10 protein-coding genes are annotated in these 12,470 nt (G+C 68.7%); 5 read left to right on the top strand and 5 right to left on the bottom strand.

Annotated elements, in window-relative coordinates:
* Positions 1–27: 27 nt before the first annotated feature.
* From GDR74_RS16990 to GDR74_RS16970, 5 genes are all read right to left on the bottom strand, one after another.
* Entirely contained in the window at positions 28–1,956 is a 1,929-nt protein-coding gene (locus GDR74_RS16990) for a potassium transporter Kup (RefSeq protein ID WP_152587407.1), read from the bottom strand.
* Between the two features lie 157 nt (positions 1,957–2,113).
* Entirely contained in the window at positions 2,114–3,436 is a 1,323-nt protein-coding gene (gene ispG, locus GDR74_RS16985) for a flavodoxin-dependent (E)-4-hydroxy-3-methylbut-2-enyl-diphosphate synthase (protein WP_152587406.1), read from the bottom strand.
* Positions 3,437–3,518: 82 nt separating this feature from the next.
* A complete protein-coding gene (locus GDR74_RS16980) occupies positions 3,519–4,043 on the bottom strand; it encodes a Fur family transcriptional regulator (protein ID WP_152587405.1) in 525 nt (174 codons plus the stop codon).
* Between the two features lie 86 nt (positions 4,044–4,129).
* Positions 4,130–4,780, bottom strand: a complete 651-nt coding sequence (locus GDR74_RS16975; protein ID WP_152587404.1) for a class I SAM-dependent methyltransferase — start codon at positions 4,778–4,780, stop codon at positions 4,130–4,132.
* The gene (locus GDR74_RS16970; protein WP_152587403.1) at positions 4,777–5,943 is read right to left on the bottom strand and encodes a glycosyltransferase; all 1,167 of its coding nucleotides are present in this window, start codon (positions 5,941–5,943) and stop codon (positions 4,777–4,779) included. Before GDR74_RS16970 ends, GDR74_RS16975 begins: the two co-directional genes overlap by 4 nt.
* 202 nt (positions 5,944–6,145) lie before the next feature.
* On the opposite strand from GDR74_RS16970, the gene GDR74_RS16965 reads away from it, so the two are divergent.
* The 5 genes from GDR74_RS16965 (at position 6,146) to GDR74_RS16950 (ending at position 12,470) form a co-directional block, all read left to right on the top strand.
* On the top strand, positions 6,146–7,297 hold the full coding sequence (locus GDR74_RS16965; RefSeq protein WP_152587402.1) for a DNA topoisomerase IB: 1,152 nt from the start codon (positions 6,146–6,148) through the stop codon (positions 7,295–7,297).
* A gap of 298 nt (positions 7,298–7,595) precedes the next feature.
* Entirely contained in the window at positions 7,596–9,023 is a 1,428-nt protein-coding gene (locus GDR74_RS16960) for a cytochrome ubiquinol oxidase subunit I (protein ID WP_152587401.1), read from the top strand.
* A 9-nt stretch (positions 9,024–9,032) separates the two neighbouring features.
* Positions 9,033–10,082 carry a cytochrome d ubiquinol oxidase subunit II gene (cydB, locus tag GDR74_RS16955; protein WP_152587400.1) on the top strand — a complete coding sequence of 350 codons (1,050 nt, stop codon included), beginning with the start codon at positions 9,033–9,035 and terminating at the stop codon, positions 10,080–10,082.
* Between the two features lies 1 nt (position 10,083).
* Positions 10,084–10,212 carry a hypothetical protein gene (locus GDR74_RS18550; RefSeq protein WP_281349025.1) on the top strand — a complete coding sequence of 43 codons (129 nt, stop codon included), beginning with the start codon at positions 10,084–10,086 and terminating at the stop codon, positions 10,210–10,212.
* 482 nt (positions 10,213–10,694) lie between these two features.
* A complete protein-coding gene (locus GDR74_RS16950) occupies positions 10,695–12,470 on the top strand; it encodes a type I secretion system permease/ATPase (RefSeq protein WP_152587399.1) in 1,776 nt (591 codons plus the stop codon).

The raw sequence follows: 12,470 nt of genomic DNA, 5'->3' as shown, positions 1-12,470 counted from the left end.
CATCGCGCCGTCCTGAAGACAATCGTCTTAAACCGTGACCTGCGTGCCCACCTCCACCACGCGGCCGGTCGGGATCTGGAAGAAGTCGGTGGCGTCGCTCGCCGACTTGGCGAGGCCGATGAACAGCTTGTCCTGCCAGAGCGGCATGCCCGACTGGGCGGCGGGACGGATCGAGCGGCGGGACAGGAAGAAGGAGGTCGCCATGATGTCGAACTTGAAGCCCTGCTTGCGCAGGATGGCGAGCCCGCGGGGAATGTTGGGGGTTTCCATGTAGCCGTAGGCGATCTGGACGCGCCAGAACGAATCGCCGACATGCTCCACCTTCACCCGGTCTTCGTCCTCCAGGCGCGGCACGTCCACGCTGCGCACCGTGAGGATCACGTTCTTCTCGTGCAGGACCTTGTTGTGCTTGAGGTTGTGGAGCAGCGCCGCGGGCGCCGTCTCCGGGTCGCTCGTCAGGAACACCGCCGTTCCCTTCACCCGGTGGGGCGGGCTCTTCTCCAGCATCTTCACGAGCTCGAGGAGGGGCACGTCGATCTTGCGGGTCTTCTCGAAGAGGATGCTGGTCCCCTTCACCCACGTCCACATGAGGGTCATGAGCGCGGCGGCGAGGATGATCGGGACGTAGCCTCCCGTGAAGACCTTGAGGAGATTGGCTCCGAAGAAGGCGAGGTCGATGATCAGGAAGGGCAGCATCACCGCGAGGGTAAGCCCGAGCGACCAGCGCCAGCCCTTCCAGATGACGAGGATGGCGAGGACCGCGTCCACGGCCATCGCGCCGAACACCGACACGCCATAGGCGTGGGACAGGTTGCTCGACGAGCCGAAGATCAGCACCAGCACGATCACTCCGAAGAGCAGGAGCATGTTCACGCGCGGCAGGTAGATCTGGCCCTGGTGAGTCTCAGAGGTGAAGCGGATCTCGAGCCGGGGCAGGAGGCCGAGCTGGACCGCCTGCCGCGTCAGGGAGAAGGCGCCGGTGATCACCGCCTGGCTCGCGATGATGGTGGCGAGGGTCGCAAGCCCGATCATCGGCAGGAGGGCCCAGTCCGGGACCAGGTGGAACAGGGGCGATTCCGCGGCCGAGGGGTGGGCGAGGACCAGGGCGCCTTGCCCGAAGTAGTTGATCACCAGCGCCGGGAACACGAGGTAGAGCCAGGCGCTGCGGATGGGACGCGCCCCGAAATGGCCGAGGTCCGCATAGAGGGCCTCGGCCCCCGTGACCGAGAGGCAGACGGCTCCGAGCACCGCGAGCGACACGGCGGGGTGGTGATGGAAGAACGTCACGGCGTAAACGGGGTTCATGGCGAACATCACCGTCGGGTCGTCCGCGATGTGGAGCAGCCCCGCCAAGGCCAGGGCGGCGAACCAGGCCAGCATGATCGGGCCGAAGAAGGCGGCCACCCGGCCCGTCCCCCGGCTCTGCACCATGAAGAGGGCGATCAGGATCGCCAGCGTGATCGGGACGACGTAGGGGTCGAGCTCGGGGGTCGCGAGCTTCAGGCCCTCCACGGCGGAAAGGACGGAGATGGCGGGGGTCAGCACCGCATCGCCGTAGAACAGCCCGGCGCCGGCGATTCCCAGCATGAGGACGAGGCCGCGCCGCCTGCCCAGGGCCCGCTGCGCGAGCGCCACGAGGGTCAGGGTGCCGCCTTCGCCCCGGTTGTCGGCGCGCAGCAGAATGAACACGTACTTCGCCGTCACCACCAGCACGAGCGACCAGAGGATGAGGGAGAGCACCCCGAGGATGATCTCGCGGGTCACGGGTCCGCCCGCCGCGGCGGCAGCGACGGATTCCTTGAACGCATAGAGCGGGCTCGTGCCGATGTCGCCGAACACCACGCCGATGGCGCCCAGCATGAGCGTCCAGAAGCTCACCTTGGGATGGGATTCGGGGAGGGAGGCCTCCGGGGCCGCGGAATCCGCGTGCCCGGGGGCGACAGCATGCTGTACCATATGTATGTTCTTTGCGGACGTGCCCGCGGACGGCCCTCGTTGAACTTCTCGGACGACTGAAGAAGGGGCGGCCCCTCCTCATCGGATGCGGCGGCCGCCGGTGCCGGCGCGGCGGGCTCTCTAGCACATCGCGCCAGTGCGTAAAACGGAATTTGCGCTACGGTTCCACACCGGCCTGCCGAGGAGGGAAAATCGTCTCGGGCGCGGCGGTTCCCGGCCGGCCGTAGTTCCTTTGGATGTAATCAAGAACGATCTTCTGGAAATCCTGCGCGAGGGTCGGGCCCCGCAGGGTCACGGCCTTGCGCCCGTCGATGAAGACGGGCGCGGCCGGCTGCTCGCCCGTTCCGGGCAGGGAGATGCCGATATGGGCATGCTTGGACTCGCCCGGGCCGTTCACGATGCAGCCCATGACCGCCACGTTCAGGCCCTCGACCCCGGGATAGGTTCTGCGCCACTCGGGCATGGAGGCGGAGATCCAGGACTGGATGTCCCGGGCCAGCTCCTGGAAGACGGAGGAGGTGGTGCGTCCGCAGCCCGGACAGGCGGCCACGAGGGGGACGAAGGTGCGGAAGCCCATGGTCTGGAGCAGCTCCTGGGCGGCCCTCACCTCCAGGGTCCGGTCTCCCCCCGGCTCCGGGGTGAGCGAATAGCGGATCGTGTCGCCGATCCCCTGCTGGAGCAGGATTCCCATGGCCGCCGAGGAGGCGACGATGCCCTTCGAGCCCATGCCGGCCTCGGTGAGGCCGAGATGGAGCGCATAGTCCGAGCGCCGGGCGAGCTCCCGGTAGACCGCGATCAGGTCCTGCACGGCCGAGACCTTGGCGGAGAGGACGATGCGATCCTTGCCCAGGCCGATCTCCTCCGCCCGAGCGGCGGAGAGGAGCGCGGACTGGACCATCGCCTCCCGGGTCACCCACCGGGCGTCGCGGGGGGCGGGGGAGGCGGCGTTCTCGTTCATCAGGTGGGTCAGGAGCTCCTGGTCCAGGGAGCCCCAGTTGGCGCCGATGCGCACCGCCTTGCCGTGCCGGATCGCCATTTCGACGATGGCGCCGAACTGGCGATCCTTCTTTTCCTTGAAACCGACGTTGCCGGGGTTGATGCGGTACTTGTCGAGGGCTTCCGCGCAGCCGGGATGGTCGGCGAGGAGCTGATGGCCGATGTAGTGGAAGTCGCCGACGAGGGGCACCGTGACGCCGATCCGGTCGAGCCGCTCGCGGATGCGCGGCACCGCCGCCGCGGCCTCGTCCCGGTCGACCGTGATGCGCACGAGCTCCGATCCCGCCCTGGCCAGGGCGGACACCTGGGCGACGGTGGCGTCCACGTCCGCCGTGTCGGTGTTGGTCATGGACTGGACTACGATCGGGGCGCCGCCGCCCACCATGACGGACCCCACGCGGACCCCCACCGTCCGGTGGCGCGGAGCGGGGCCCGCCGTGTCGTTGGAGGGGAGGCAGGCGTCGGGAGGCAGAGGTGCGGACATCGGTCATCCTGGGCGGCGGCGTCGGGGCCGCCGTTTAGCTGAGGCCTAATCGCGTCCCCGTCAAGCGCGGCCTAAGGCGCCGTCACCGGCAATGGGCGCAGCGCCCCACGATCTCGACGAGCTTCGCCCGCGGCGCGAAACCCTCGCGGTCGAGGAGGGAGGCGACCGCCCCGTCGAGGTCCGGAGTGCCGGCCTCGTCCACCCCGCCGCAATCCTCGCAGATCAGGAAGGCGGTGATCCCCGCCGCCTCGCGCGCGTGAAAGCTGCCGACGAAGGCGTTCTGGCTGGCGAGCTTGTGGGCGAGGCCGTTCTCCATCAGGAAGTCGAGGGCCCGGTAGACGGTGATCGGCGCCATGCTCCGGCCGGCAGGGGCGACCCGCTCGGCGATCTCGTAGGCCCCGAGGGGCTTGTGGGTGGCGTAGAGCACTTCGAGGACCCTGCGGCGGATCGGCGTCAGGCGCACTTGCCTCGCCCGGCAGACCTCCTCGGCCTTCTCCAGCGCCGCGGCTGCGCGCTCCGCCTGCCTCTCGGCATGGGCGCAGGGCGCGTTCCGGCTGGGCTCGTCCCGGACGGGAAGGAAGGAAAGGGCGGTCCTGGTCACGGTCATGTCTCGGCTGCGGGGGCGGACCTCGGCCCGCGGGGCCGGATCCACCCTGTTCGTATAGGTTATACCCCTGCCGATGGATAGGGGATTCAGCGCCCGAGAAACCGCCAGACACCGGTCTTCTTGATGTCCGCGTCCTCCAGGGTGCGCGTCACCGGCACTTCGTACCGGGCCACCTGTTCGAGCCGCTCCCGGGGCAGGTAGCTGCGCCCCGGATCCCCGATGAGGACGGCCGCGCCGCGGGCATTGAGGGAGAAGAGCCAGTCGGCCACGCGGAGGGCGAGATCCCGCTCGTAGCAGATGTCCCCGGCCAGCACCGTCTCCCAGCCCCCGTCCTCGCCGACGAGATCCGCCTGGACGGCGCGGACCTCGACCCCGTTCGCCTCGGCATTGATCCGGATCGCGGCGATGGCGAAGGCGTCGATGTCGCAGGCCGTCACCTCGGCGGCGCCCGCCTTCTTCGCGGCGATGGCGACGAGGCCGGAGCCGGAGGCGAAGTCGAGCACCCGCTTGCCGCGGACGGTCTCCGGGTGGTCGAGGACGTAACGGGCGAGGGCCTGCCCGCCCGCCCAGGCGAAGGCCCAGAACGGAGGAGGCAGGCCGATGGCGCCGAGTTCCTCCTCCGTCTTCCGCCAGAGTTCCGTGGCCTCGTCGGCCACGTGCAGCGAGATCTCCGGCGCGTGGGGCACCGGGAGAAGCCGCGTCTCGGCGCGGATGAAGGCGGTGCGGTCGGCGATCACGCGGCCAGGACCTCCCGGTAGAGCCGCTTCACGGCGTCCATGACCTGTCGCTCCGTGAAACCGTCGAGAACGCGCGCCCGGGCCGCGCGGCCCATCGCGGCGGTGCGGTCCGGCTCCCGGCCGAGGGATGCGAGCGCCTCCGCGAGGCGATCCACGTCGCCGGGCGGGACGACCCTGCCCTCGATTCCGTCCCGCACCAGGGTGCGGCATCCCGGGACGTCGGTGGTGACGATGGCGCGGCCGCAGGCCGCCGCTTCCAGGAGCGTGCGCGGCAGGCCCTCGCCGCCGCGGGAGGGCAGGCAGGCGACGTGATGGCTGCGCCAGACGCCCGCCACGTCCCGCGTCGCGCCGTGCCAGGCGATGCCGGGTTCCGCGCTCCAGGCCTTCAGGGTCGATTCGGGAATCGCCTTGGGGTTGGAGGGGTCGGGCGCCCCGTAGAGGGACAGTTCGATCGCGGCGCCCTCCGAGCGCGCCTTCCGCACCGCTTCCACGGCCAGGTCGACGCCCTTCGACCACAGCATCCGGGCGACGACCGCCACCTTCAGCGGCGGCTGCGGCGGCAGGGGCTCCGGCTTCAGGGCTTCCGGATCGATGCCCGCTCCCCCCACGAGGGTCACGCGCGGGCCGTCCGGGTCGAGGCCGAGAAGCCTCGGGTCGTCGGCATTCTCGAAGAGATAGCGGGTGCCGTTCGTCTCGAGGCCGCGCACGAGGAGGCGCACCGCCCGCCTGGCCGTGCGCCCGACCAGGTCCGTTCGCGCGCCGAGGAAGCCGAGCCCCGTGAGGGCATAGACCCGCCGCCCGATTCCCGCCATCGCCGCCGCGGCTCCGCCGACGAGGATGCCGCGCAGGGCGATGCAGTGGACGAGGTCGGCCTTCTCGGCCTTGAGGATCGCCGCAAGCTGGCCCGCGGCATAGCCGGCCGCCATCGGGTTCAGGCTGCGGCGCTCCGCATCGAGGGGCACGACCCTGGCGCCCAGCGCCTCGATTGCGGCCCGGTGGGCGCGCACCCGCGTCACGACCGTCACGTCGAGCCCGAGCTCCTTCGCGGCCCGCAGCATCGGCAGGAAGTGCGAGACGAAGAACCAGTCCTCCGTGACGACGAAGGCGAGCTTTCGGCCTTCGAGAGCCGGAGGGGCGGGGGAGGCGGAGGAAGGGTCGGCCACGGTCGCTCCGAACAAGAGACGAGGCTCTTCTAAGGCATTTTCCGCGTCAGGGAACCTCCCCCCGTCCTGCCGAGTCTTGCCTTGAGCGGCACGATCCTGGCGCTGAAGATCCGCGAGGAGCGCCGGGGCGCCGGCGTTTCGCCCCAGGCGAGGGAACCGGAACCGTCGCGATCCGGTTGACGCGGACCCGGATGAAACGCCCATGCCCCTCGATGCAGCCTCCTCCCCGGACGACCTCGTCGACCCGCGCGATGCCGCGGAGACGGCGGGCCTGGTCTACGTTTCCGACGAGGAGCCGGGGATCCGGCGGCGAAAGGCCGGCAAGGGGTTCTCCTACGTGGGGCCCGACGGAAGCAGGATCACGGACAAGGCCACCCTGGAGCGCATCAAGGCTCTCGCCATTCCCCCCGCCTATACGGACGTGTGGATCTGCCCGAAGCCCAACGGCCATATCCAGGCCACGGGCCGCGACGCGCGCGGACGCAAGCAGTACCGCTACCATCCCGCCTTCCGCGAGATCCGCGAGAGCACGAAGTACGAGCACATGATCGACTTCGCGAAGGCGCTGCCGGACATCCGCAGGACCATCGATGCCCACATGGCCCTGCGCGGGCTGCCGCGGGAGAAGGTGCTCGCCACGGTGGTGCATCTTCTCGAGAACACGCTGATCCGCGTCGGCAACAGCGATTATGCCCGCCAGAACAAGAGCTACGGCCTCACCACGCTGCGCGATCCCCACGTGAAGGTCGAAGGCGGGGAGCTGCGCTTCCAGTTCAAGGGCAAGAGCGGCAAGACCTGGAACCTCAAGGTGAGGGACCGGCGCATCGCCAGGATCGTGAAGGCCTGCCAGGATCTTCCGGGCCAGCACCTGTTCCAGTATCTCGACGAGACCGGTGTGCAGCAATCGGTCACGTCTGCCGACGTGAACGCGTATCTGCGTGAGATCACCGGCCGCGACATCACCGCGAAGGACTTCAGGACCTGGGCGGGAACCGTGCTCGCCGCGCTCGCCCTCACGGAGTTCGAGGAATTCGACAGCGAGGCCAAGGCGAAGAAGAACATCCGCGCCGCCATCGAGAAGGTGGCGGCGCGTCTCGGCAACACGCCGGCCATCTGCCGCAAGTGCTACGTGCACCCGGAGGTGTTCTCCTGCTATCTCGAGGGCGAACTCCTGCTCGAGATCCGGGATGAGGTGGAGGCCGAGCTTCGCGAGAGCCTGTCCGCGCTCAAGCCCGAGGAGGCGGCCGTCCTTTCGCTTCTGCAGGCGCGCCTGTCGGAGGAGGGCGCCGCATCGCGCATGAAGCCGGCGAAGGGCAGGCGCCGCGCCGCATCCGGTGCCGAGGCCTGCGCCTGAGAACGAAGGTTCGGCCTCTCGCGGCGTCAGGACGGCACCGCGAGTCGATGCCGGGAGAGCCACGCGCATCCATCTCGATTGCCAATGCCTGCTCGTCGAAACGGGTCGCGGTCTCGTGCTCTTGGAGGCCGGCTTCGGACCGCGCGTCCTCAGCCGCCACGGCCCCGTCGGGGCAGCGCTCGCGCGTCCCCTGTCGGGTCGGCGCCCCGTCCGATCACCTTTGCCGCAGCCGGGCGCACTGGTTTTTTTCCCACCCGCGCCCTACAAGCCTGAGCAGGCGGTTCGAAGGAGAACGGCAATGGAACTCGATGCGCTGATGTTGTCCCGGATCCAGTTCGCCTTCACCATCTCCTTCCACATCATCTTCCCCGCCTTCACCATCGGCCTTGCGAGCTGGCTGGCCGCGCTCGAATTCAACTGGCTGCGCACAGGCAACCCGATCTATCGCAATCTCTTCCGCTTCTGGGTGAAGATCTTCGCGATCTCCTTCGGTCTTGGCGTGGTGTCCGGCATCGTGATGAGCTACCAGTTCGGCACCAACTGGTCGCGCTATTCGGAATTCACGGGGAACGTCCTCGGTCCTGTCATCGCCTACGAGGTCATCACGGCCTTCTTTCTCGAGGCCGCGTTCCTCGGGATCATGCTGTTCGGCTGGGAGAAGGTGGGCGACCGTCTGCATTTCCTCGCCACCTGCATGGTGGCCCTCGGGACGCTGATCTCCGCCTTCTGGATCCTCTCGGCGAATTCCTGGATGCAGACACCCGCCGGGTATGCCATCGAGAACGGCAAGGCGGTGCCCGTCGACTGGTTCGCCATCGTCTTCAACCCGTCGTTCCCCCTGCGCTACGCGCACATGGTGCTCGGCGCCTACCTGACCACGGCCTTCGCGGTGGCGGGCATGTCGGCCTGGATGCTCCTGCGGCACGGCCGCGACGCACCCGAGGGCAAGCTCGCCGGTGCGCGGCGCTCCATGTCGATGGCGCTGTGGTTTGCGGCCATCTTCGTGCCCATCCAGATCCTCGTCGGCGATCTCCACGGCCTCGGCGTCCTGAAATACCAGCCCACGAAGCTCGCGGCGATCGAAGGCAACTGGGAGCGCCAGGCCAACATGCCGCTGCGCCTCTTCGCGATTCCCGACGAGGCGGCCGAGACGAACCGCTACGAACTCGGCATCCCCAAGATCGGGAGCTGGGTTCTGACCCATGCGTTCGACGGCGTCGTGCCCGGGCTGAAGGACGTGCCGCCCGACGAGCGGCCGCCGGTGCTGCCGGTATTCTTCTCGTTCCGCATCATGGTCGGCATCGGGTTCGCGATGCTGGCCCTCGGCCTGTGGAGCCTCTACCTCCGCTGGAAGGGCCAGCTCTTCACGAACCGGCTCTTCCTGACGGCGACCATGCTGATGACGCCGTCCGGCTTCGGCGCGGTGCTCTTCGGCTGGTTCACGGCGGAGATCGGCCGCCAGCCCTACGTGGTCTACGGGCTTCTGCGCACGGCGGATGCCGCATCTCCGGTCTCGGCGACCGCGGTCTCCGCATCGCTTGCGACCTTCGTCGTCGTCTATGCGTTCATCTTCGGTTTCGGGTCCTATTATCTCGCCAAGCTCCTGCGAAAGGGGCCCGAGCCGATCGAAGGGCTCGACGAGGACGCCCTTTCGAAGAAGCCGAAGCGGCCCTTCTCGGTGCCGGACGAGCGCCTGGAGGGCCAGCGCCCCCAACCTGCGGAATAGGAGCCGGCCATGTTCGGATTCGGAACGGAATACGAGGGCCTCGCCTTCTGGCTGCCGGTGATCTGGGCCGGGCTCATCGCGGTGGCCGTCGCCATGTACGTGATCGTCGACGGGTTCGACCTCGGCGTCGGCATTCTCTTCAGAAGCGCGCGGGAGGAGAACTGGCGCGACCGGATGATGTTTTCCGTGGCGCCGATCTGGGACGGCAACGAGACGTGGCTCATCCTCGGCGGCGGCGGCCTCTTCGCGGTGTTCCACCTGGCCTATGCGATCCTGATGCCGGCCCTCTACGTGCCGATCATCACCATGCTGATCGCGCTGATCTTCAGGGGCGTGGCCTTCGAGTTCCGCTTCAAGTCCGACCGCTCGAAGTTCCTCTGGGACAATGCCTTCCATTTCGGCTCCCTCGTCGCGACCTTCGCGCAGGGCGTGGTGCTCGGCGCCTTCGTGCAGGGCTTCGCCCACGACGGGCGCCAGTTCACGGGCGGGACGCTCGATTTCCTCACCCCCTTCAGCGTCCTCACCGGCCTCGGCCTCGTCTGCGGCTACGGGCTGCTCGGCGCGACCTGGTGCGTGATGAAGACCACCGGCGAACTCGAGATCTGGGCCCGGCGCATGGCGGTCCGCTTCCTCGTGGCGACGGTCGTCGCCATGGTTCTGGTGTCCCTCTGGGTGCCGTTCCTGGGGCGGCAGATCGAGGCGCGCTGGTTCTCGTGGCCCAACGTCGCCCTCCTGGCGCCGATCCCCCTCGTCACCGCCCTCGTCGCGTATCGCCTCTACCGCGACCTGGAGACCGGGCGCCCCATGCGGCCTTTCTTCCTCGCCATCGCGCTCTTCCTCCTGGGGTATCTCGGCCTCGGCGTGAGCCTGTTCCCCTATATCGTGCCGCCGTCGCTCACGATCTGGCAGGCCGCCAACACGGTGAGCTCGCAGCTCTTCGCGCTCGTGGGGTTCGCCGTCGTCCTGCCCGTGACCTTCGCCTACACGGCCTATGCCTACTATGTCTTCCGCGGCAAGGTCGCGGAGGAGATCCGGGGCGGGGGCTATGGATACCACTAGGATGAGCGGCCCCTCCCGTCCCTCCGGGGGCCGCCTGAGGCGGCTCGCCTGGTTCGGGCTGATCTATCTGGCGAGCCTTGCCGCCTTCGCCGCGGTCGTCTACGGCCTGCGCGGCCTCATTCCCCGCTGAAGCAGGTGCCTGCGGGGAGCGCCGAGTACCCCGGAATTGCCGGGACTCCCGACTCGAACGGCCGGAATTTGCCCCCTTTCGGCGGGAAAGCCCTGCGGCTGCGACCACGTGTCAACTGCGGGAAGACACGGTGAACATCGGATAAGTCTCTTCAAAATAAGAAGAATCATGTGCTTTCGAGCACGTTGCGGCTTGGGCCGAAAAAAATATTGCGTGCCTTCCGGTTGACATAATTACATGGAATAGGGTTACAAAAGGCGTGGCGTAAGGTAAACACCATGCCGGGGGCTTCCTCCTGATGTGAACGCAATCGTCCAGAAGCGCCGTCCAAGGCGCTGACGAGAGCATTCATAATCTTAGCCCGCACCGTCGCCATCGCGAGATGGCCCCACGCCCCGAACGGAACGCCTCGTTCCGCCCGGGGGGTAACCGCAACGCATCGGCGCGGTTCGGCTCCGGCCGGTCCGCTTTAGGGACGACAGATGACGCAGGCATCGAAAAGGCACCGGGAAGAGAGCACGGAGGTCTATGACGCTCTGAAGGCTTGCAGCCCCTCATTCATCGGCGTCGCCGTGTTCTCGGCGGTGGTCAATCTCCTGGCCCTCACGGGCTCCCTCTACATGCTCCAGCTCTACGACCGGGTGCTGTCGAGCCGGAGCATCCCGACCCTGATCGGCCTCTCGCTCCTGGCGCTCGCGGCCTATGCCCTGTCCGGCGGTCTCGACATGCTGCGCGGCAAGATGCTCGCCCGCATCGGCGCCCGCTTCGACGAGCAGCTCTCCGCCCGCGTCTTCGACCTCGTGGCGCAGATGCCCCTGCGCGGGGCCAAGCAGACCGAGAGCCTCCAGCCGGTGCGCGATCTCGACCAGATCCGCGGCTTCCTCTCCAGCCTCGGCCCGACCGCCCTGTTCGACATGCCGTTCATGCCGATCTTCATCCTCGGCTGCTTCATGATCCATCCCTGGATCGGCGTCGTGTCGGTCTTCGGCGGCATCTGCATCGTCATCCTCACCCTCTACACCGACGCCAAGAGCAAGGGCCCGTCCTACGAGCTCACCAAGAGCTCCGCCGAGCGCCATGCCATGGCGGAGACCAGCCGCCGCAACGCGGAGGCGATCCGCGCGCTCGGCATGCTGGGCTTCCTCGCCAAGCGTTACGACGAGGTGCACTGCAAGCACGTCAACGACGGCCTGCGCGCCAGCGAGGCGGCCTCCGGCATCAGCGCCTTCGCCAAGGTGTTCCGCATGGTGCTGCAGTCGGGCATCCTCGGCCTCGGCGCCTATCTCGTGATCCAGGGCCAGATGTCCGGCGGCCTGATGATCGCCGCCTCGATCATGATGTCCCGCGCGCTCGCGCCCATCGAGATCGCGGTCGCCCACTGGAAGGGCTTCACCGCCGCCCGCCAGGGCTACCGCCGCCTGCAGCACATCATGTCGCTGATCCCGCCGCAGGAGCAGGTCCTCGGCCTGCCGGCGCCCAAGGCGCATCTGGCGGTGGAGGAGATCTACGTGGCCGCGCCGGGCACGCAGCAGCCCATCGTCAACGCCGTGTCCCTGCAGCTCCAGGCCGGTCAGGGCCTCGGGCTCATCGGCCCGAGCGCCTCGGGCAAGTCGACCCTGGCGCGGGCGCTGGTGGGTGTGTGGCCGACGCTGCGCGGCGACATCCGCCTCGACGGCGCCGCCCTCGACCAGTGGGAGCCGGACGCGCTCGGCCGCCACATCGGCTACCTGCCGCAGGACGTGGAGCTGTTCGACGGCACGGTGGCCGAGAACATCGCCCGCTTCCAGCCCAACGCCAAGCCCGACGACATCATCGCCGCCGCGCAGATGGCGGGGGCGCACGAGCTCATCCTCGGCCTGCCGGAAGGCTACAACACCCGCATCGGCGAGGCCGGGGCGGCACTCTCCGGCGGCCAGCGCCAGCGGGTGGCGCTCGCCCGCGCGCTCTACGGCAACCCGTTCCTGGTGGTGCTCGACGAGCCGAACGCCAGCCTCGACGGGGCGGGCGACGACGCCCTGAACCGGGCGATCCTGTCGGTGCGCCAGCGCGGCGGCATCGTGGTCGTCATCACCCACCGCCCGGCCGCGCTCGGCCAGGTGGACCAGGTCGCCATCATGGAGGAGGGGCGGATCCGGGCCATGGGCCCGCGGGACGAGGTCCTGCAATCCGTCATGAAGCGCAACACCACGCCCGCGCCCGCCGCTGCCGCCAGGCCGCAGCCGGCGGCGCCCGCCGGCAATCTGCGAGAGGTTGGTTAA

Source organism: Microvirga thermotolerans, assembly GCF_009363855.1.
Lineage (GTDB): Bacteria > Pseudomonadota > Alphaproteobacteria > Rhizobiales > Beijerinckiaceae > Microvirga > Microvirga thermotolerans.
Note: the sequence above shows the minus strand (reverse complement) of the source record. Positions and strands in the feature narration are given on the sequence as shown.

What these genes read in the sequence shown, in the direction of transcription:
- GDR74_RS16990 (WP_152587407.1), bottom strand. Translation starts at nt 1,956, where the DNA reads ATGGTACAGCATGCTGTCGCCCCCGGGCACGCGGATTCCGCGGCCCCG.
- ispG (WP_152587406.1), bottom strand. Translation starts at nt 3,436, where the DNA reads ATGTCCGCACCTCTGCCTCCCGACGCCTGCCTCCCCTCCAACGACACG.
- GDR74_RS16980 (WP_152587405.1), bottom strand. Translation starts at nt 4,043, where the DNA reads ATGACCGTGACCAGGACCGCCCTTTCCTTCCTTCCCGTCCGGGACGAG.
- GDR74_RS16965 (WP_152587402.1), top strand. Translation starts at nt 6,146, where the DNA reads ATGCCCCTCGATGCAGCCTCCTCCCCGGACGACCTCGTCGACCCGCGC.
- GDR74_RS16960 (WP_152587401.1), top strand. Translation starts at nt 7,596, where the DNA reads ATGGAACTCGATGCGCTGATGTTGTCCCGGATCCAGTTCGCCTTCACC.
- cydB (WP_152587400.1), top strand. Translation starts at nt 9,033, where the DNA reads ATGTTCGGATTCGGAACGGAATACGAGGGCCTCGCCTTCTGGCTGCCG.
- GDR74_RS18550 (WP_281349025.1), top strand. Translation starts at nt 10,084, where the DNA reads ATGAGCGGCCCCTCCCGTCCCTCCGGGGGCCGCCTGAGGCGGCTCGCC.
- GDR74_RS16950 (WP_152587399.1), top strand. Translation starts at nt 10,695, where the DNA reads ATGACGCAGGCATCGAAAAGGCACCGGGAAGAGAGCACGGAGGTCTAT.